Here is a 20296-nt window from a genome sequence, read left to right as displayed (position 1 = left end):
TTTCCAGCCTCCTTTTATTTCTAAATTCTTCTAATTTTTTATCGGCTGTATTTATATAAAATGAATCATTTTTCCTTGTTTCCCTACTTCTATTCTAGAAAGAAGAAAATAATTAAAACTAAATACCTATTATTTTCTTCCTTTTACAGATTAACATTTATAATAAAAAGCCAGACCCTATTCCAGTGTGTTTATTACTTGGAATACAAAAGGCCCGGCTTTTTATGAACTATAACGATTCGTTATTAATATTTATATTGATTAATCTTTTCTGTTAAATCCTCTGCCATGGTCGACAAAGATTTTGCGGATGCAGAAATTTCTTCCATGGAAGCAAGCTGTTCTTCTGTAGAAGCTGCTACCTCTTGAGAAGATGCTGCATTACTTCTAGCGATCGATGCTAAGTCATTTGCCGTAGAAGAAACTTCTTGCACTGCGGCTGCCATTTGTTCAGAGATAGCCATGACCTCTTCCATTTGTGGCTTAATATCTCCACTTGACTGGACAATTCCTTTAAATTTGTCCATCGCATCATCCGATACTTCTAAGCCTTTGTCTACATTTGCTGTTACCTGGGACATTTTTTCAACCGCGTCTTTTACGTCTGTTTGAATGCCTTGAACAATTGTGCTGATTTCTCCTGCAGACATTTTCGATTGTTCCGCCAGCTTACGCACCTCATCTGCCACCACAGCAAATCCTTTTCCATGCTCGCCGGCACGAGCCGCTTCAATCGCTGCATTTAATGCAAGTAAATTGGTTTGTTCCGAAATATCCGTAATTGCCTTCAGAATGGTGCTTACTTCATTGGAACGTGCCATCAATGAAGTAATATTAACATTTGTATTATCTACAGAAGATTGAATCGATGTCATTTGATTCAATGTATCCGTGACTGCTTTCCCGCCAATTTCTGCTTGATCACTCATCTGATTTACCAGTTCAGCTACTTGGGATGAACTCTCTACAATTCTGCCGACTCCTGTGGACACTTCCTCCAGGGAGTTAGCACTGTCCTCTGTTCCATTCAACTGTGTTTCAGAGCTGGACGAAACCTCTTGAATAGCTAATGATACTTGTTCCGATGAGCTCGTCATTTGATCAGCATTGGCATTTAATTCTTCTGCGGATGCAGCAACCTGCTGGGCGTTGAACTCAACATCACGTATTAATTCTTTTAAGCTTCCTTGCATTTCATTAAAGGCAACGCCTAATTCTCCAATTTCATCCTTTGTTTTCACTTCAATCGATTGGGTTAAGTCACCTGTACTGATAACATGCGCTTTCTCTTTCAATTCTTTGATCGGTTTAACAATGGAACGGACTACAAGTGCCGTCATAGCTAAACCAATAATAATCGCACTGATTAATACAATCAATAATGTGTTAAAAACACTAGCTGCCTCTGCTTGAATTTCACTATAATCAATGGTTCCGGCTATTTTCCATCCCGTTAAATCATTAGTGTCAAAAACCATGATTTTATCGGTATCCTGATAGTTATATTCAAATTGGCCACCAGCTGATTCATACAGATGATCATAGAAAGACTCCTCTGTTTCATTGCCAATATCTACTGTCGGATGATAGATAAAATGCTGTGTTTCATCTAATAACATCGCATAACCATTTTCACCGATTTGAATCTCGGAAACGACCTGCTGAATAAAGTCAATCGATAAATCAATACCGACAACACCTGATCCATCCTCTAATGCTTTAGAAACGGTGACGACCATATCTTCATCGGCTCCTGCGGAAACATAGGGCTCAGAGATAATAATATCTCCCGTATTTTCCATCGCTTCTATGTACCATTGGCGTTCACGCGGATCATACTCTCCCTCTATCACATCCGTCGATGTTTCCATAAATGTCCCCTCTTCAGTACCAGCATAAACAGATACTACTTCATCATGTAAATCAAAGTATTGGTCGAAGGTTTCAGCTATCTCACCTGATTCTTCATCTACCATTTCTCCCATCACCTGTTCTGCTAATACTTCTGCATCTCTGTTCTTTAAAGCAAATGTATTATCAATGGTTTGATCCATAATTGTGATAATTTCTTCTACTTGATTTTCCTGTTGTGTTTGTAATGTGTTTAAAGAGCTGTTATACGTCATAAATCCAATGACAATGCCCGGAATCAACAACATACAAACAAATGATACAATTAATTTCAACCGAATTCCTGTATTTTTCATGCTTGTCCTCCCTTACTGCTAAAAAGTTTCTATACTTATCTATCGGCAGGAATAAAAGAAATTGAATACTTTTTTCCGATAATTAGTCCTGCAAACGTTTTTCAACCTATGTTCAATTACCTAAAAAACGACATATTAAAAATGCAGTAATGATTTTCTCACTACTGCATTTTTGAAAAGGAATAACTTTATTTAGTTAGAGATTTACTTCTTGGTTAACTCCGATAAATTCCGTTATTTTAATATTTATACTTTGAAACTTTCTCTGCTAAATCATCTGCCATCGATGACAATGATTTTGCAGAGGCTGATATTTCTTCCATCGATGCCAGCTGTTCTTCGGAAGATGCAGCAACTTCCTCTGAAGATGCTGCATTATTGCGAGCAATGGAAGCTAAATTATTCACAGTCTCCATTAATTGCCCGACAGCGGCAGACATTTGTTCCGAAATGGCTGTCACTTCTTCCATCTGCGGTTTAATGCTTTCACTGGATCGGAGAATCTCACCGAATTTATCAATAGCATCATAGGATACATCCAGCCCGCTGTTTACATTAGTCGTGACCTGCTCCATTTTATCCACCGCCTTTTCAACGTCCGTCTGGATACCGACAATAATTCCTCTAATTTGTGTAGCGGAGAGCTTCGACTGTTCAGCAAGTTTTCGAACCTCGTCTGCCACGACTGCAAATCCTTTTCCATGTTCTCCGGCACGAGCTGCTTCAATCGCTGCATTTAACGCCAGAAGATTTGTCTGTTCAGAAATATCTGTAATAGCGTTTAAAATTGTGTTAACCTGTTTTGAACGTTCTAATAGAGATGAAATATTTTCATTCGTACTCTCGACAGACGACTGAATCGAGGTCATCTGGTTCAATGTATTACTGACAGCCTGTCCGCCGACCTCTGCCTGTTTATTCATTTTTTGAACGAATTCATTTACTTGCGATGAACTTTCTACTACTCTGTTCACACCTGTTGACACTTCTTCCAGTGAATTTACTCCATCTTCCGTACCGCTTAACTGATGCTCTGCGCTGGAAGATACTTCTTGAATCGCCAGAGAAACCTGTTCGGATGAACTTGTCATCTGATCTGCATTCGCAGTTAATTCCTGTGCAGAGGCAGCAACCTGCTGCGTATTATACTCCACTTCTCCAACCAGTTCTCGTAAACTTTCTCCCATTTTATTAAAAGCAATCCCCAAATCGCCAATCTCATCATTGGTTTTTACTTCAACAGACTGCGTTAAGTCTCCCTTGCTGATGATTTCTGCTTTTTCCTTTAAATCCTTGATCGGACGGAGAACAGAACGAATCAGAAACAAAATAAAGATTGTACCAATTACTACGGTCAAAGTCTGTACGATAGTAACTGGTGTGGAGATGGACCTAGCTGTAGTCTCTACTTCACTTTGATCAATGGTTCCTCCCAATTTCCAGCCTGTTAAGTTGTTTGTATCATAAACCATGATTTTAGACATATTATTATAATCATAGCCAAACGTCCCCGAATCATTTTCATACATATTTTGATAAAAAGATTCTTCCGCACCTTCCCCAGCTGCTGTTTCTGGGTGATAAATAAAGTTTTGATCTGTATCCAGCAGGATAGCATACCCATTTTCCCCTATATTCATTTCGGATACAAGATGCCCGATAAAGTCCATAGATACATCAATACCAATTGCTCCTGATCCATCTTCCAACGCTTTAGAAATACTAACCGCTATCTGTCCGTCTCCGCTTGCTGTCAAGTAAGGATCCGAAATAATCACTTCTTCCGGATTTGCCATAGCTTCCTGATACCAGTCACGCTCTCTAGGATCATAGCCTTCCTCCATCTCTAAATCCGGCTGCATATGGTAGGCTCCCTCAGTCGTTCCAAGGTAAAATTCCGGAGCCTCTTCATGGATTTCGATATATTCAGACATTCTTCGCTCTAATTCAGCTGTATCTTCTATAACATCTGCTGTTATCACGCTTGATAAAACTTCCATATCATGCTGCTTCAGCTCAAATGTATTATCAATCGTCTGATTCATCACCGCAGTTAACTCCTGAACTTGATCCCGCTTTTCCTGCTCTATCGTATTTGTAGAAGTAAAATAGGACATCGTACTTACGATTATTCCCGGCACTAATAATATTAAGAAAAAAGATAAGACTAACTTAAACCGGATTCCTTTGGCTTTAAATAATTTCTTCATTTTTTCATCTCTCCTAATTGTCTATAATTATTTATCGGAAGAAAACTGAAAAAATGTATCTAAACACCATAAAAATTATAAAATATTTTTAATAATGCCATTAAAAAGAAATAAAAGTAATATAAAGGAAATTAATCATTCTAATCGAATTAAATATTAAATAAAAATAATCTTTTAAAATCAAAAATCATAAATTTAAATACAGGATAAAAGATTCTTACCTTAAAGGTTTTTTTAATAAAACACTTATATTTTTATAGATAAACCACTTCTTATTACCTATCACCTTCTCTACATAAAAAATACTTTAAACCTAAAAACCATAACTGATTTTTGCATCCCTTCAGAAAAAAGCTGAGGTCCCTTCTTCTATTTTTTGTTAAAAAATGAATAATTTCTCGTTTTAAAATATGCATAGTTGGAAATAGATAAAAATATAGAAAGGAATGATTTTTATGCTAAGTTTTATATGGAGTTTAATTGTTGGTGGGATTATCGGCTGGGTAGCCGGATTAATAGTAAGTAAGGACTTGCCGGGAGGAATCATCGGAAATATTCTTGCAGGTTTTATTGGAGCCTGGCTCGGTACTTCGATTCTTGGAAATTTAGGGCCGGAAATAGGCGGATTCTTTATCGTGCCCGCTTTAATCGGTGCGATTATCCTTATTCTCATTGTCAGCTTCATCATGCGTCTATTCCGCCGTTAGTCTTATATATTTCAAAAGCCGGCAGTAGAGAGGTATGGATGAACACAATTGAAGCAGCTGCATAGGTTAGGTATATAGCTTATATAGAAAAGAGGAATGTATATGCAACCTGACCCAAACCATGCATATTCACATGCAGATGAATATCAAGTGATGGATTATCAATATCCAGAACAATTTGATATGCCTGCTTCACAATATAGTGCATACCCGGCACATCAACAATTTAATCAGCATGCGCCAGAACAGCGCGCATTCTTTTTCCCATTTATTGGTGGGCTTGCTGGTGGTTTATTAGGCAGTGCTTTTAATTCTGGTCCAGGTCCAGGTTTTTATGGTCCACCTGGGCCACCCGGGCCTCCTGGACCACCAGGACCAATGGGATATTACGGTCCACCGGGTCCGCCTGGACCTCCTGGACCAATGGGACCTCCTGGGTATTATAACGGCTACCCCTATCCACCGTATTATTAAAAAATATTAAAAAGGGAGAATAACACGGTATTGAACCGATTATCTCCCTTTTTTTACTTTATTCTTCTATAAAATCATCACGTAATGCGGCAATTTCTTCCTCTGTCAAACCAACTGCCTTTAAGAAACCAGCTGCATCTCCATATGCCTTATATAAATAGTCCAAAAACTCCTCCATATAAGAAGGCTCACAGCCAAGTAATGTTTTAAATTGATTTCGTGACATTAATGGCGGACGATTATTCAGCTCTTCCTCCGTTATTTCCTTATAAGCTGCCGTTAACGCATAATCTTTTACAATAATATCTCTTGGTACTCCGGCTAAATCTAATAAAATAGCTGCAAGGACACCTGTACGATCCTTTCCAACGCGACAATGGAAAAGGACAGGATTTTCTCTGTTTTCCAGAAAAATGTCCATAATTTCTTTAAATTTCGGTTTACTGCTTTCTAACATTACCATATACATTTCCACAAGAGTTTTAGGTATTCTTGTAGTAAATGTAGCTGGGTCAAGTAGTGGAATATTATAGAAATTATAAAGTGCTTTATCTTCTTTTTTATATTTTCCTTCCATACTGAAGCGCAAATCAATAATCGTATGAATCCCTTTTTCCTTTTGTAAAAAAGCATGTCCTTCTGGAGCTACATTATGTAAGGAATCAGCCCGATAATATTTTCCCCACTTTGTTTGTTTTCCATCCTTTGTCGGGTAGCCTCCCAAGTCACGAATATTTTGTGTTCCTTTTAATTCAATATGCCTTTCCGGGTTAAATAATAATGTTTCAGTAGTCAAATGATAATCTCCCTTCTAATGCTTCAACCTCAGCCTTCGATAATTTTTACATAGACCTTTCTTGTTCTTGGTCCGTCAAATTCACAAAAATAAACACTTTGCCACGTCCCCAGAACCAGCTGTCCGTTGGAAATAATTAATGTTTCACTAGTTCCTACTACAGAAGACTTCATATGTCCATCTGAGTTCCCCTCCATATGAACATATGCGTCTTTATTCGGAAAAGTCTCATTCATACCAAGGGATAAATCACGGCGCACATCCGGATCAGCATTTTCATTAATCGTAATCGCGCCGGTTGTATGCGGACAATATACAATCATGATTCCTTCCCGCACACCGCTCTCAGCTAAAATATTTTCCAGTTGGCTGTCTAAAAAAACAAACTCCTGCTTTTTATTTGTTTTCACTTGAAAAACTTCTGTATTTGTCGGCATGTATGCCACCTCTTTCTTCATATAATTTATCCATATCCGATCTTTCCGACTATAATCCTATCTTAACGAAATATGAGAAAACCAACAAATAATTAATCTGTCTTGTTTTGAAACATAATGCCTTTCCAAATCGTATATGAATATATGGGGCTTTGTATACTTGTGACCATAACTCATATCGTGTAAAAGAGGTGATTATTTTTGCGTAAAAAATACATATTAATGATTAGTCTGGCCATTTTCCTCCTCTCCGCCTGTTCCAGCCAGGAAAACACCGCCGAAGAGAATGCAGAAGCAGTGCTGCAGCAATTACAAGATGAGGAATATCAACAAATTACCGAACAATACTTTTCAGAGGCATTACTGGAAAAATATCCTGCTGATGAATTACAGCTGTCCTGGGAAGCAAACCGGGGAAGTACATTTGAAGAAATAAGCAATTTGGAAGTAGCTGCTGATGAAGAGGAGACAACTGTTTCCGGTGAAATCATTTTTGATGACGCAACAATGGAGGTGCAAATGGACTGGAATGAAGAAGAAAAGCTAGAGAGTTTACAAATAAACCGCCCATTTGAGGAATTAGCACTTCCTGATACCGTGGTTGAGGAAGATATTACATTAGAAGCGGAAGAAGGCTATCCTCTCCAAGGAAAATTAACCTTGCCTGCTGAAGGAGAAGGACCTTATCCAGCAGTCGTACTTGTACAAGGCTCAGGCGGCAGTGATATGAATGAAGCTGTCTTTAAATACAGGCCTTTTCAGGATATTGCTTACGGACTGGCAGAAGAAGGAATTGCCGTTCTACGTTATGATAAGCGCACCTATACCCATGGTGAAAAAATGGCGGAAGAATTAGGTCCTGCGATAACAGTTAAGGAAGAAACCATTGATGATGCAGTGGAAGCAGCCGGCCTTCTGCAAGATGATGAACGAATCCGGACCGATCAGGTTTATATAGGTGGAAACTCATTAGGCGGTATAGTTGCGCCCCGTATTGATGAGGAAGCGGACACTGCCGGAATGATTATTTTAGCCGGTTCGCCCCGTCCTCTTTGGGAAATTTTATATGACCAGCAAATCAACTTGCTTCCAGAAAGTTTGAGGGATCAAGCTGAGGAATTTAGAGATCTCGCTGAAAGCTTTCAGGATATGACACCTGAAGAAGCAATGGAATATGACCTTGGCGGAATGAGCGGATACTACTTTCATGAAATGGATCAATACGATGTTGGCCAAATCGCTCTTGATTCAAATAAACCATTGCTTATTCTGCAGGGAGAGGCTGATTTTCAAGTAACCCTGGAGAACGACTTCGCTGCATGGCAGGATATTTTTGAAAACGAACCACAAGCAACACTAAAATCCTATCCAAATCTCAATCATCTATTTATTTTATCACAAGGAGAAAATAAAGGAACGGTGGAAGAATACAATATTCCCGGTCATGTCGAGGAACAGGTTATCAAAGATATGAGTGATTGGATTCATGAACAAGCTGAATAATATACTTTAAAAGGAGCATATAATAATGAAGCGAAAACAATTAGCCATTTCATTTATTTCTATTCTATTAATCACCTTGTTGGCAGCTTGCGGAGACTCTGATTCATCCTCTGAAACAGAAAACGGAAATGATCAGGAAGAATCCTCCACAGCTCAAGAGAATAACGGAGGAGATTCCGCTGCTGATAAGGAAGAGGAAGCTGCCGTTACAGAAGAACAGGCTTCACAAACTTCTGAAACGTTTATCACACATTTAGATGATGGAGATTTTGATGAAGCAGAGTCACTTTTTGATGAGACAATGGCATCTGAAATCACTGCTGCCGACCTGGAAACAATATGGACGGATCTCGAAACAGAATTTGGAGAATTTACAGGATTTGATTATGTAGAAGACCAGCAAGTAGATGAGTATCAAACATTTATTTATGAAGGAACATTTGATGACCAGCCCTTTGTTTTAAATGTTTCGATTAACGGCAATAATGAAGTTGGCGGGTTTTATATCCAGCCATCCGAAGCATAAGCGTTATTTGAGGTTTCCTAACTTCCTCAGACGAAATGATACTATAACTGCTTGCCCCATCAACACCATTTTGGGGTGAACAAGTCGAACTTATACTGGCAGTTACCCCGCTCCCGATTCTTCCTATTTGATGAATTCTTGATGCGGGGCTTACTGCCTGTTAAACGGCCATAAATATTTAGCTCCACTAATCTAGTTTACAATTTGATAGCCGAGCTATAAAATGATATTATCATATTTTATTGTCTTACTCGGCAGGAGGAAATCTTTTGTTAAATCAATCACTCATTAAAAAAATTACTATCGGTATTTTACTTATAGCACTAGCAGTATTCTTATATTTTTACTTTTCCGTTTTTGTTCCAGTTTTACTAGCCTTATTAACAGCAGTTATTTTTGAACCGCTGGTAAAACTGTTACAAAAACTGTTAAAACAAGAGAAACGAATTTGGTCTGTAACGATTGTTTTTACAACATTTGTAGTCGTAGCTTGCGGATTAATTTATATGATGCTGACAAGTACAATCAGCCGTATTGTAGAATGGAGTTATAATGTTCCCAGATATGGAAGTGAGATTCAATCCATTATCAATGAAATTATTTATAGATTCAATGATTTAATTGCTGATTTACCGCAGCGTGATGCTATTATCAGTGAATTAGAACGTCAATCGGAACGGTTATTAAATACCGGCTACGACCTAGTAGAGAGTCTCATCGGCATGCTTGGTTCCTGGGTTCAATCCATTCCTAACCTGCTCTTTGTATCTCTTGTTTACCTTATTACTTTCTTCTTATTCAGTCTGGATTTACCGAAACTGTTTCAAGGATTTTTCTCTCTTTTTCCAGAGAATACTTCTTCCAAATTGAAGCATTTTTTCCAGCGTCTAAAAGTCGTTTTTTGGGGATATTGGAAAGCGCAATTTCTACTTAGTGTCATGATTTTTGTAATTACGTATTTGAGTTTATTATTTATCGCGCCCCGATTCGCCCTTTTAATGACTTTTATTATATGGATTGTGGATATTATTCCACTCTATGTTGGACCGGCGTTAATCCTCGTCCCATGGGGAGGTTTAATGATGCTTATTGGGGATGTTCCAACAGGCTTACAGCTGATGGTATTAGCATTGTTCCTCTTAGTAATCAGACGTATCACAGAGCCAAAGGTGCTTGGTGATCAAATGGGGCTTGCCGCATTGCCAACAGTCTTATCAATGTATTTTGGATTTGTTTTCTTCGGCGTGCTTGGGCTTATTTTCGGACCATTTGTTGTCAGCGCATTCCAAGCAGCTCATGAAGTTGGTTTATTCCAATTCGTGAAGAAGAAATCTATTGAAAAAGTGGAAGAATAGAGGATTGAAACTTAAAAATCCGAATCTGGATTCACATTTTTTAATTTAAAAATGTGGATCAGATTCGGATTTTGTATACAAAGGGGAATCCTCGTTTTCTATACTTTTATCAATATCAAACTTCCATTCATCAGGATAAACACGCTCTTCATTACCATGTTTGCTTTTGGTTACATATCCTTTTAAAATTGGTGATTGTGCACAGCTCCCGCTCCGGCCAACCACTCCGCTCTGATGGAATTCTACAGCGTATGAAAGAGATAACATCCTAATGAAGCTAGATGAAATAATTGCTTTTAGCCTAAATAAACAATCATTCTGGTGTTTCAAATGGATGCATGACAGTATAGATAGGTGATATCGAGAATAGTTTTTATGCATAGACAGGAATGTTTGCTGAACATTTTTTCCATGCGCCATTAAAAATCCGTTCTGTCTGATCTAACTTTTAGCTTGCTGTCTCAAACAGTATCACATACCCTACTAGCGGAGGTGGACCGTTTTGACTCCTGAGGGATCAGCACCATCTGAAGATCCACTTTTCCCAAGCGCTCTTCTTGGCAAAAGTTAGCTGAAGAGCGTGCCCCTAGGAAAGCAAAATGGTCCGCCGCAGCGGTCGCCTTACACTTTACCTCCCCCTCTTTGTCAACAGATATAAGGAAGTTGAATAATTCATACAAAGCACCCTTATCTTGCAAAGGTCAGTTCATATTACTTTTCCGATAATAATGCAGTTACCCGCCTCATTAGAAAACACCAAGAACTTCGATAAACAAGCATTTATCCTACTTTATTCATCTGCTTTTTTTCTTCAGCATCAGATTTCTTATTGATTGGTTTCTTTAAAACGGTTACTAAGATTCCACTTATTGCAACGCCGATAGCAAGTGCCAAGACATAAAATAATAATCCTTCTACAGCTCCCGGAATAAAGAAGACAAAAAATCCACCATGAGGAACTGCAATTCCTGAACCAAACAGCATGGATAGGCCGCCAGTTACAGCCGCTCCTACAGTAACGGAAGGAAGAACCCTAATTGGATCTGCAACTGCAAAAGGAATTGCCCCTTCCGAAATAAATGAAAAACCTAATACCCATGCTGATTTTCCTGCTTCTCTTTGTTCAAGCGTATATCGCTCTTTTCCAATAATAGTCGATGATAGCGCCATTGCTAGAGGTGGTACCATCCCAGCAACCATTACCGCTGCCATTACGGTACTTACCTCTCCCTGTGACAAGTTCGTCAATGAAGCTACTCCAAAGAAATAGGCAGCTTTACCAATTGGCCCCGCCAAATCAATGGCCATCATTCCACCTAAAATTAATCCTAATAGAACCGAATTAATTCCTGTCAATCCATTTAACCAGCTCGTTAGTCCATCATTAAGTGCAATTAACGGTCCACCTATAACGTAAATAAAGATAAGACCTGAAATAAGCACAGAAAACAGTGGTAAAATTAAAATTGGCAATAAACCTGAGAAATTCTTTGGTAATCGAATCAATTTTCTTAAAATTACAATTGTATATCCTGCTAAAAACCCGCCAGCCAATGACCCTAAAAATCCTGCATCCATGGAAGATGCCAGCATCCCGGCAACCATTCCGGGTACCAAACCGGGCCTGCTTGCAATAGAAAATGCGACATACCCGCCAAGAGCCGGCCACATTAGAGCCATCGCAATATCACCAAGCTGGCTTAAAGAGGAAGCTATTTCTCCCTCTGCATCAATTCCTCCAAAGGCAAATGCTAACGCTGTCAATAAACCGCCGGCAACAACAAATGGAATCATGTAAGATACACCAGTCATCAGATGGCTGTAAATTCCACTAAAAGCGCCTTTCCCTTCTTCACTATCCTTTTCATCGTCTTTATTCTCTTCTGAATCACTTTCTTTCTGATAAACGGATGCACCAAGGGATCTTTCAATCAGATTTTCACCATCTTGAATGGCTTCATTCACATCTACTTCTAACAAGCGCTTCCCTTTGAATCTGCTTTTATCAACGGTTGTACTTGCAGCAATAAGCACCGTATCCGCTTGTTCAATATCTTCTTGCGTTAAAGCATTTTCAGCTCCAATAGAGCCCTGAGTCTCTACCTTAATTTCATACCCTAATTCTTTCGCTGCTACCTCGAGAGCTTCGGCAGCCATATACGTATGAGCAATTCCTGTTGAACAAGAAGTAATTGCAACAATTTTTTTCATCGTTAAGCCCCCAATATGTTATATATTTCATCTGTTGTTTGTGCATTCAGCAATTTTTCTCGTACTTCTTCATGCATTAATTTTCTTGAAAGCTGACTCAAAATCTTTAAATGTTCATCGTTAGAATTTTCCGGAACAGCAATTAAAAACATTAAATGAACCGGGTTTCCATCTAAAGAATCATAATCTATCCCAGATTGACATCTACCGAAAGCAAGACTGGGTTCTGTTACTCCTTTTGATTTTCCATGTGGTATCGCCACGCCCATTCCAATTCCCGTCGTTGACTCTGCTTCTCTTTTCATCACAGCTTTAATATATTTCTTTTTATTTTTTAATCTTTGTTCTGCTTCAAATAAATCAGCAAGCTCATTTATTGCACTTTTTTTATCTGTTGCCTGCAAATCTAAGCAAATTAGTTCATCAGACATTAAATTTTCTATTCCCATCTTCGTTATCTCCTTTATATTTACAACTTTTTGTTGAGGAATCATGAATATACTTTCTTTTTAGTAAACGTTTTCATTTGAATTAAAAATGAATGCTTGGTCTATATCACTAAATCTTCTTTTATGTTCTTTAAATTTATTTTTGAACAGGAGAGTGTATATCTTCTTGTTTGTCGCTCATAACGAATTCACATTTTTGTACAAAGGTACGGCAGGCATGATTCACGAGCTTAGCCACCTACTTAAAGAGAGTTTGACTGTCGGATCAAGTGACTTTCATGCCTGCAACCTACAAAATTTCTTAACGTACCATCCTGGCTTGTCGAATATTATATATGAAAATGGGATAGATTATTTTTTATTCCTTGTTTCTTTAATAATATCCACAAACTGCTTTGCTTTTTCTGTGATTAAGTGATAATCTCCTGTTTTAGCTCCACCTACTAATGAACTTCCAGCTCCAACTGCGACAGCACCTGCTTCAATCCACTCATGCACATTGTCTATATCCACTCCGCCAGTAGGCATCAATTTCGCTTGAGGAATTGGACCATTAATGGCTTTAATCATTTGGGGTCCATTTATTTCTCCCGGGAAGAGTTTAATAATATCTGCTCCAGCTTCCATTGCATGAACCACTTCTTTTATCGTCATCGCCCCAGGCATACATGGAACCCGATAACGATTGCATAATTTTATCGTCTCATCTTCAAAATAAGGAGATACGATATATTGAGCTCCTGACAAAATGGCGATTCTTGCTGTTTCTGCATCTAATACTGTTCCAGCACCCAAAATGATTTCATCAGAATTGTAATTGTTAGATAATGCTTCCAGTACCCGATGTGCTCCCGGTACTGTAAATGTGATTTCCAGCGCATTAACGCCGCCTTTTAAACAAGCTTCTGAAATCTTTAAAGCTTGATCGGCATTTTCAGCTCGTACAACTGCAACAATTCCGACTTCTTCTATTCGCTTTATTACTGTTTCTTTATCCATTTCAACGCACCTGCTTTCATTGGTAATATCGTATTAACTTTACTTATCAGATTGCTTGAATAAATCAACCAGATTTTGACTCGATATAATTCCCATATTGTCAATTGCTTGAACCGTTGAAGCAGCGCAATGAGATCCTATTACAATATTATCCAACTCAAGCAGCTCTTTATTTTGCGGCGGCTCTGATTCAAATACATCAATTCCCGCTCCCCAGATTAAACGTTCCTGCAGTGCATCTGATAACGCTTGTTCGTCAATCAAGCCACCGCGAGCAGTATTGACTAAAACGGCTGTCGATTTCATGCGTTCAAGCTGTTCTCTGCCAACAATGTGTTCTGTATGTTCATTTAAAGGTAAATGCAGAGTGATAAAATCCGCCTTCTCAAAGATTTCTTCCAACTTATTAACATATTGAATACCACTTTTTTCTGCATATTCCTCATCAGGTACCAAATCATATGCCAGAATATCCATTTCAAATCCTTTTGCCCGTTGAACAACTTTTTTGCCAATATTACCGAGTCCAATGAGACCAAGTGTTTTTTTATGGACATCAACGGTGGTAATTTTTTGCCAATTCAATTCTCTGCATTCTTTATCAATTTGCACAACATTTCTGGCAACTGCCATCATCAGTGCTAAAGTATAATCGGCAACTGCATCGGCATTAGCATTCATGGCTCTAACCACTTCAATATTTTTTTCTTTGGCGTACTCCATATCAATATTATCGATACCTACGCCGTACTTCGAAATGACTTTCAAGTTTTCAGCATGTTGAAGTACTTTTTTATTCAAAGGATCGACTCCGACAATAATCCCGTCTACGTCCTTGATTTCCTCTATCATTTGTTCTTCCGTTAAAATCTTACCGTAAGGATTCATTTTTACTTCTACGCCAAACTGATTTAATATTTCATATGGTTCATTGCTATGCCTACCAAAAGATCTTGGTGTAACTAAAACTTTATATGGCAACAGAAACATCTCCTAATTCAATGACATTATTTATTCTTTTGAAAGTCCGCTGCAATTTGTTCCAATTGATTAATATGAGATTTGATATCCACATTAAAGACTTCACCGATTACTTGTGTCCAGCCATGGATAAAATAAATCCAGCCATCTTCCACATGCAGATTTCTATCTTCTTTTTGAGCAATAGCCTGATGCATAAAATCCAGCTCTCCACGATAGTTCAATTCCCATGCCAGACTGTCGTTTGGAAATACGCCTTTATCGGTCAGCGGAGATCCTGGACGATCTTTACCTAAACCAGTAGCATTGACTACGAGAGAATGTGGAGACAATGTTTCAAGAATCTTATCATTGTCTTCAGGGTTTGGTGCATAATGAAATTCAAATTCTGTCGTCGTATCAAGCTTACTTAATAAATTTTTAGCTGATACTAAACGTTGTTCGCTTCGATTAGAGATAATAATTTTCTTAGGTACGTTGTCGCCATGTTTTTTATCTGTTAGATAACTGCTGATTGCTAACGTACTGCCGCCAGCCCCCATCAAAAATACTTCTCCACCCTTTTGCCAATAGTTTTCCGGAACGAACTCTTCTAATGCCAGACCGCTGGTAATAGGGTCTTTTGCATGCCCTCGAAGTTCATTTCCGTTCTCGGATTTCGAAATGGAAGAAATTTCATCCAGCATTTTGGCATAAGGATCCAAATAATCAAAATTTTCTTTTGCTGCGTTATACAAATCAATTTTATGCGTTGTAACAAGTGCTCCTTTGGACTCGGGGTCATTTTTAATAAAATTGACTACATCCTGATAAACCTGATCTTCATCATGAATATCGATGTCTATCCCTTTTAATACGGCATTATCAAGACCTAATTCCTTCGCCCATAAAGGAAACAGCTTCATAATGGAAGATTTTGTTGTTGTTACTCCGATAAAATACATCGTAGGCTGTGTTGCACTGTCTGGTAATTGCATCCTGTTCCTCCTCCTTATTAATCTATTTTTGAAAATGCAATAGATGGGTTCTTTACCATAAACTTGTCGATATGATTATTTGAAATCCCATATTTTTTCATATGAGGAATAAAGTTTTCTGTAATATAGTCCAACCCTATTTCCCCGCCATAGCTTTTCAACCGCTGCCGTGTAGTATCTAACCCTAATAAAATAGAATCTTCAAAGCCCCACTCCAGCATTTGCTTTAACATGCTTATTTCTGAATCATCATCATGATATTTAAACCGACCGATGGTGTCATATTCTACAAAACAACCTTTATCAGCTATTTTTTTATGAGCTTCAATGTTATCCAGTTTTCTATCTAAATGACAGACAATAATATTTTCAGGGGGGACTCCTTCATTTAAATAGAAGTCTGTTAAATAAATCCCCTGCTCCACCGTCTCCGTATGGCACATAATTGGCATTCCTGTTTCTATACTTGCCTGAGCTGCAGCAATAAACCACTTTTTATCCGGATCTGCCATTCTCTCCGCGTCAATAGCTGTCTTAATCTGTCCTGCTTTATGATTTGTATATTCTTTTGGCGGATGTGAATCTGTTCCAACATACATTCCTGCCGTCAGCTCATGAATAAAAACCGCTTTGAGTTCTTCCATTGAAAAAGTACGAATCCAATGATTATCTGGATAGAAAGCAAGTTTGTGAAATCCCGTTGAAGCAATAATATGCGTGCCTGTTTGTAAAGAAGCTTCCGCTAATTCCGCTTCCATACGACCGCTTCCTAATGGCTGGGCATCTACAATCGCCTGTCCTCCTATCGATCGAAACATTTCCAGTTCAGCTATCGTTGCTTCGTAATCATCGATTCTCAATGCCGGATTTAATTTGGCAGGCTGTCCTTCAGCTAAAAACAGATGTTCATGGCTGTGACAAAATCCTAATTGTTCTGGATAAATATGGCCTTGCACTGTTTGAATCATTGATATCCTCTCCTTCTTCCATCATCGAGCGGGAGTATTTAGGAATCTTTCATAAGTACGGGGAGTGTATCAGGTCATTTCATACCCAATACACTTCATCGCAATCTTGAAAAAGCTTGTTCAAGCTGCTCCCCCGAAAAATATGGTGAAATTAAACTTAGTTATCCTTCCAATTCGGATTATCAATAACTTCCGGTTTTCCATCTCTTTCGACTACTAACTTGCGGAAACCTTTTGTTTCAATGGTTCCATAATCATGTCCAGCATCTGCCCGGAAAGCAAAGAAAGTAACTAATGGTTCATCGCCGGTATTAATACTCCGGTGAGCATATCTTCCTGGTGTATAAACGGCATTTCCAGGTTTAAATTCACCTGTGTCCCAATCTCCTTCCGGGTTTTCCATAAGCAGAAGTCCTTGTCCGCTGATACAATAATAGACTTCGCCAGTGTCCAATATTGTATGAAAATGTCCTTTTGTCATGTTATATTCATCACCAACTTTACCCGGGTAAACAATACTTGTTCCAAAAAGAATATTTCCTTCTGTTTGTGGTAAATCAAGCTCATAGAATTCATAAACTAGCCGGTCTTCTTCATCCACTACTTGCTGAAGAGCAGCTTCATTATGAAATATTCCTTTCATATTTGATACATAACGCTTGCTAGATTCTTTTTCATTCGACTTTCCGTTCGCTAAATCAAAAAATAGTGTAAAAGGATTTACGTTATTTGTCATATTCTTTGCACCTCACTGAATTAGTTATTTCAATCATCATTTTATCTTTCATTTCACATAAAATATCTACACTTTGCTGTATAAAATGCTTTACTGTAAGAACATCTTAAAATGCTCTAATACAACCAATCTCTTAAAGATCACCAGCTCTCATTTGATACTATGTAGCTTTGTTACTACATAGTAATGTAGATATATTCCTTTCATTTAAAATTATAATATATTTATATAACGTTTTCAAGATTTGAACCATATATAAACTATTTAATAAAGAATTCTTACAAACTTAAAATTTAGGAAACACAGGTTTCAGAGCAAAATATATTTCGTCAAACAGCTCTTTTATTTTATTATATCTTTCGTTGTTTTCTGAATTTGGTGTAGTAACACTGTTGATCTTCAAGAAATCATCAATCACGGTAAAATCTTTGTAGACTCCAGCTCCTACTCCTCCAATGATTGCTGCTCCCATCGAACTCGCTTCTTCCAATACTTCAGGTGTATTTAACTTTACATCAAATATATCTGCCATTATTTGTCTCCATACAGAGCTTTTAGCTCCACCACTTACAACGGTTAACTCATTTATCTCAATTTCTTTCCTTAACTCCTCCAAGATAATGGAAAGGTTTAAGGTAACTCCCTCCATGACACTTCTCATCATCTCTGCTCTCGTGGTTTCTGCTTTTATACCAACAAAAGCACCTTTCGCATTTTCATCCCATCTTGGTGCACGTTCGCCTAGTAAATATGGTAAAAATATTAAATTATTTGAACCTACTGGGGCTGATTCTATTTGTTCATTAATATATTCATACGCAGAGGCGTCATTTTGATCCGCTAAATAGGATTCATACTTGGCTACTTGTTCTTTCAGCCATCCCATTGCTCCTCCGGCTGTTTGCATGGTTCCATTCGGTGCATAATATCCTGGTACTGCATGCGCCCATGTAACCGTGTTCATATCATCTGAAAATACAGGTTCTTTCGTTGTTGTTGTTACCCAAGCTGACGTCCCTAAAGAACAATATGTCCTGCCAGGTTCAATAGATCCTGCTCCCACACTCGCCGTAACTCCATCTCCTGCTCCAACTACAACTGGCGTACCTACAGCAAGTCCAGTTTCCTTCGCTGCTTCTTCTAAAACGCCTCCAGCTATAAAAGTGGAAGGTTTTAACTCAGGCAGCTTTTCTTTATCTATACCAGCATAACCGATTATTTCATCAGACCATTTTAAGTTTTTTAAATCAAAACAAGCAAAGCTATTACCATCAGAATAATCTGTATAGACATTTCCGGTTAGTTTAGCAATAATAAAATCCTTTGCATTTAATGCCTTATACGTTTTCTGATAAACATCCGGTTCATTCTCTTTTATCCACATTAATTTCTGTACACCGTATGAAGGCGTATTCATATGACCGACAATGTTATAAAAATCCTTTTGTGAGATATGTTGTCCAATCTCTTCTGCCTGTTTCGTTGCTCTCTGGTCAGCCCAAATAATGGCATTTCGCAATGGCGTTATGGACTCGTCCACGCATAAACATCCCATCATTTGACCACTAAAGCTAATTGCAGCTATATCATCCGGATTAATTTTATACTCATCCAGCATTCGCTTGGTCGAGTCACATACTGCGTCCCACCAGTCCTGAGCATTCTGTTCTACAGAATTCCCATCAAAATACTTCGTCTCATAATTAGAAACCTCACTGCCAATCAGCTTTCCCTCTTCTGAAAATAAACTTGCCTTATTTCCAGATGTACCAATATCATGTGCTACTATATATTTCATTATTTCCCCTCCTGATGTAAATATATAATCTATAAAAAAGCTCATGTTATGAACTTTCTTAACCAGCTGTAATAGTCACTTCAAAAGTGTTTTGATCTCCTCGATATCTAGCAGTAGAATATTCAATAGGCTCGTCAAATACGTTATATCCTACTGATTTAAATTGTTGGATAGCATGCTTTTGGGTTAAATCCAGATATTGAATATCTTCTTTATTTGGAATTAATGCCTCAATTTGCCTTTTAATCTTGTGAACATTGGTTTGATTGCTACGAGATAATACAGAGTATAAAGATTCGTTTTCCAAATCATGATCCAATATGAACTTACATTTTTCGTAACTCAAATACGTTCTGACTATTACAATGGGTATACCGTCTGCAAACCTTCTTCGATAGATATAGATCGCCTTATCACCTAATGATAATTGCAATGCTTCTGCTATTTCTTCTGTAGCATCCACCACTTCAAATTTAAGAACTTCTGTACTTGGTGTCCTTCCAGCCTGAATCATCTGCTCGTTAAAAGAACCAATTGCTTGTACAAAGCTTTGATTAATTTTCGGCCTAGCTACAAAAGTCCCTTTACTTTTCACCCGATAAAGCCAGCCATCCTGCACCAGTTCCGTTATCGCCTGTCTGACCGTCGTTCTGCTTATTTCAAAATGCTCGCTTAACTCTAATTCTGTCGGAATAGTATTACCAACTTCATAAACACCATTCTTTATTTCTCTTAGAATAAGCTCTTTTAATTGAAAATAAAGAGGAATGGGTACATTTTTGTCTAATCCTGATTTTTCTAATACGTTATCGTCCATTTTCAAACTCCTTTTATTACCACAATATTTGGATGGTGCCCCATCATTTCATTTATTCACTCATTAATGGTAACGCTTTAACTGTTCACCAATTTACTTTGAAAAAGGCAATAAAAGAAGCCTCTTCCCCTTATCTCGTTTAAAA

Annotated in this window: 19 protein-coding genes; 5 read left to right on the top strand and 14 right to left on the bottom strand. The window is 38.0% G+C overall.

Annotation, left to right across the window (positions count from 1 at the left end; genetic code table 11):
* Nucleotides 1–245: 245 nt before the first annotated feature.
* Both BN986_RS05570 and BN986_RS05565 read right to left on the bottom strand, forming a co-directional pair.
* Nucleotides 246–2207, bottom strand: coding sequence for a methyl-accepting chemotaxis protein (locus BN986_RS05570; protein ID WP_040978659.1), 1962 nt, complete (start codon nt 2205–2207; stop codon nt 246–248).
* A 239-nt stretch (nt 2208–2446) separates the two neighbouring features.
* A complete protein-coding gene (locus tag BN986_RS05565) occupies nt 2447–4417 on the bottom strand; it encodes a HAMP domain-containing methyl-accepting chemotaxis protein (protein WP_040978658.1) in 1971 nt (656 codons plus the stop codon).
* A 455-nt stretch (nt 4418–4872) separates the two neighbouring features.
* Here BN986_RS05565 and BN986_RS05560 point away from each other — a divergent pair, with 455 nt between their 5' ends.
* Entirely contained in the window at nt 4873–5124 is a 252-nt protein-coding gene (locus tag BN986_RS05560) for a GlsB/YeaQ/YmgE family stress response membrane protein (protein WP_040978657.1), read from the top strand.
* Between the two features lie 102 nt (nt 5125–5226).
* The gene (locus BN986_RS27315; protein WP_052400655.1) at nt 5227–5598 is read left to right on the top strand and encodes a hypothetical protein; all 372 of its coding nucleotides are present in this window, start codon (nt 5227–5229) and stop codon (nt 5596–5598) included.
* A 58-nt stretch (nt 5599–5656) separates the two neighbouring features.
* Here BN986_RS27315 and BN986_RS05550 read toward each other — a convergent pair whose 3' ends face one another.
* Both BN986_RS05550 and BN986_RS05545 read right to left on the bottom strand, forming a co-directional pair.
* The gene (locus BN986_RS05550) at nt 5657–6394 is read right to left on the bottom strand and encodes a tyrosine-protein phosphatase (protein ID WP_040978655.1); all 738 of its coding nucleotides are present in this window, start codon (nt 6392–6394) and stop codon (nt 5657–5659) included.
* A gap of 29 nt (nt 6395–6423) precedes the next feature.
* Complete coding sequence (locus BN986_RS05545; protein ID WP_040978653.1) at nt 6424–6831, bottom strand: secondary thiamine-phosphate synthase enzyme YjbQ; 408 nt, start codon at nt 6829–6831, stop codon at nt 6424–6426.
* Nucleotides 6832–7032: 201 nt separating this feature from the next.
* Here BN986_RS05545 and BN986_RS05540 point away from each other — a divergent pair, with 201 nt between their 5' ends.
* From BN986_RS05540 to ytvI, 3 genes are all read left to right on the top strand, one after another.
* On the top strand, nt 7033–8334 hold the full coding sequence (locus BN986_RS05540) for an alpha/beta hydrolase (RefSeq protein ID WP_052400654.1): 1302 nt from the start codon (nt 7033–7035) through the stop codon (nt 8332–8334).
* A 25-nt stretch (nt 8335–8359) separates the two neighbouring features.
* Complete coding sequence (locus BN986_RS05535; protein WP_040978652.1) at nt 8360–8860, top strand: DUF3887 domain-containing protein; 501 nt, start codon at nt 8360–8362, stop codon at nt 8858–8860.
* Between the two features lie 269 nt (nt 8861–9129).
* Nucleotides 9130–10215 carry a sporulation integral membrane protein YtvI gene (gene ytvI / locus BN986_RS05530; protein ID WP_052400653.1) on the top strand — a complete coding sequence of 362 codons (1086 nt, stop codon included), beginning with the start codon at nt 9130–9132 and terminating at the stop codon, nt 10213–10215.
* Nucleotides 10216–10260: 45 nt separating this feature from the next.
* On the opposite strand, the gene BN986_RS05525 is transcribed toward ytvI, so the two are convergent.
* The 10 genes from BN986_RS05525 to BN986_RS05480 all read right to left on the bottom strand — a co-directional run bounded on the left by BN986_RS05525 (nt 10261) and on the right by BN986_RS05480 (nt 20151).
* On the bottom strand, nt 10261–10482 hold the full coding sequence (locus BN986_RS05525) for a hypothetical protein (RefSeq protein WP_040978651.1): 222 nt from the start codon (nt 10480–10482) through the stop codon (nt 10261–10263).
* A gap of 513 nt (nt 10483–10995) precedes the next feature.
* Nucleotides 10996–12426: a PTS fructose transporter subunit IIC gene (locus tag BN986_RS05520; protein WP_040978650.1), complete on the bottom strand. Its 1431-nt coding sequence runs from the start codon at nt 12424–12426 to the stop codon at nt 10996–10998.
* 2 nt (nt 12427–12428) lie between these two features.
* Nucleotides 12429–12875, bottom strand: coding sequence for a PTS sugar transporter subunit IIA (locus BN986_RS05515; protein ID WP_040978649.1), 447 nt, complete (start codon nt 12873–12875; stop codon nt 12429–12431).
* A gap of 351 nt (nt 12876–13226) precedes the next feature.
* A complete protein-coding gene (locus tag BN986_RS05510; protein ID WP_040978647.1) occupies nt 13227–13874 on the bottom strand; it encodes a bifunctional 2-keto-4-hydroxyglutarate aldolase/2-keto-3-deoxy-6-phosphogluconate aldolase in 648 nt (215 codons plus the stop codon).
* A 39-nt stretch (nt 13875–13913) separates the two neighbouring features.
* Complete coding sequence (locus BN986_RS05505) at nt 13914–14855, bottom strand: phosphoglycerate dehydrogenase (RefSeq protein WP_211198893.1); 942 nt, start codon at nt 14853–14855, stop codon at nt 13914–13916.
* A gap of 26 nt (nt 14856–14881) precedes the next feature.
* On the bottom strand, nt 14882–15832 hold the full coding sequence (locus BN986_RS05500; protein WP_040978644.1) for a shikimate dehydrogenase family protein: 951 nt from the start codon (nt 15830–15832) through the stop codon (nt 14882–14884).
* A gap of 17 nt (nt 15833–15849) precedes the next feature.
* Nucleotides 15850–16800, bottom strand: a complete 951-nt coding sequence (locus BN986_RS05495; protein WP_040978643.1) for a phosphotriesterase family protein — start codon at nt 16798–16800, stop codon at nt 15850–15852.
* 157 nt (nt 16801–16957) lie between these two features.
* The gene (locus BN986_RS05490; RefSeq protein WP_040978642.1) at nt 16958–17536 is read right to left on the bottom strand and encodes a glucose-6-phosphate isomerase; all 579 of its coding nucleotides are present in this window, start codon (nt 17534–17536) and stop codon (nt 16958–16960) included.
* Nucleotides 17537–17822: 286 nt separating this feature from the next.
* Nucleotides 17823–19334 (bottom strand): xylulokinase, encoded by a 1512-nt coding sequence (xylB, locus tag BN986_RS05485; RefSeq protein WP_040978641.1) that lies wholly within the window; start codon nt 19332–19334, stop codon nt 17823–17825.
* A gap of 58 nt (nt 19335–19392) precedes the next feature.
* A complete protein-coding gene (locus BN986_RS05480; RefSeq protein ID WP_040978640.1) occupies nt 19393–20151 on the bottom strand; it encodes a GntR family transcriptional regulator in 759 nt (252 codons plus the stop codon).
* Nucleotides 20152–20296 lie beyond the last annotated feature (145 nt).

It is taken from the genome of Oceanobacillus jeddahensis, from assembly GCF_000750635.1.
Classification (GTDB): Bacteria; Bacillota; Bacilli; order Bacillales; family Amphibacillaceae; genus Oceanobacillus; species Oceanobacillus jeddahense.
Note: the sequence above shows the minus strand (reverse complement) of the source record. Positions and strands in the feature narration are given on the sequence as shown.

What these genes read in the sequence shown, in the direction of transcription:
- BN986_RS05570 (WP_040978659.1), bottom strand. Translation starts at nt 2,207, where the DNA reads ATGAAAAATACAGGAATTCGGTTGAAATTAATTGTATCATTTGTTTGT.
- BN986_RS05565 (WP_040978658.1), bottom strand. Translation starts at nt 4,417, where the DNA reads ATGAAGAAATTATTTAAAGCCAAAGGAATCCGGTTTAAGTTAGTCTTA.
- BN986_RS05560 (WP_040978657.1), top strand. Translation starts at nt 4,873, where the DNA reads ATGCTAAGTTTTATATGGAGTTTAATTGTTGGTGGGATTATCGGCTGG.
- BN986_RS27315 (WP_052400655.1), top strand. Translation starts at nt 5,227, where the DNA reads ATGCAACCTGACCCAAACCATGCATATTCACATGCAGATGAATATCAA.
- BN986_RS05545 (WP_040978653.1), bottom strand. Translation starts at nt 6,831, where the DNA reads ATGCCGACAAATACAGAAGTTTTTCAAGTGAAAACAAATAAAAAGCAG.
- BN986_RS05535 (WP_040978652.1), top strand. Translation starts at nt 8,360, where the DNA reads ATGAAGCGAAAACAATTAGCCATTTCATTTATTTCTATTCTATTAATC.
- BN986_RS05525 (WP_040978651.1), bottom strand. Translation starts at nt 10,482, where the DNA reads ATGTTATCTCTTTCATACGCTGTAGAATTCCATCAGAGCGGAGTGGTT.
- BN986_RS05520 (WP_040978650.1), bottom strand. Translation starts at nt 12,426, where the DNA reads ATGAAAAAAATTGTTGCAATTACTTCTTGTTCAACAGGAATTGCTCAT.
- BN986_RS05515 (WP_040978649.1), bottom strand. Translation starts at nt 12,875, where the DNA reads ATGGGAATAGAAAATTTAATGTCTGATGAACTAATTTGCTTAGATTTG.
- BN986_RS05510 (WP_040978647.1), bottom strand. Translation starts at nt 13,874, where the DNA reads ATGGATAAAGAAACAGTAATAAAGCGAATAGAAGAAGTCGGAATTGTT.
- BN986_RS05500 (WP_040978644.1), bottom strand. Translation starts at nt 15,832, where the DNA reads ATGCAATTACCAGACAGTGCAACACAGCCTACGATGTATTTTATCGGA.
- BN986_RS05495 (WP_040978643.1), bottom strand. Translation starts at nt 16,800, where the DNA reads ATGATTCAAACAGTGCAAGGCCATATTTATCCAGAACAATTAGGATTT.
- BN986_RS05490 (WP_040978642.1), bottom strand. Translation starts at nt 17,536, where the DNA reads ATGACAAATAACGTAAATCCTTTTACACTATTTTTTGATTTAGCGAAC.
- xylB (WP_040978641.1), bottom strand. Translation starts at nt 19,334, where the DNA reads ATGAAATATATAGTAGCACATGATATTGGTACATCTGGAAATAAGGCA.
- BN986_RS05480 (WP_040978640.1), bottom strand. Translation starts at nt 20,151, where the DNA reads ATGGACGATAACGTATTAGAAAAATCAGGATTAGACAAAAATGTACCC.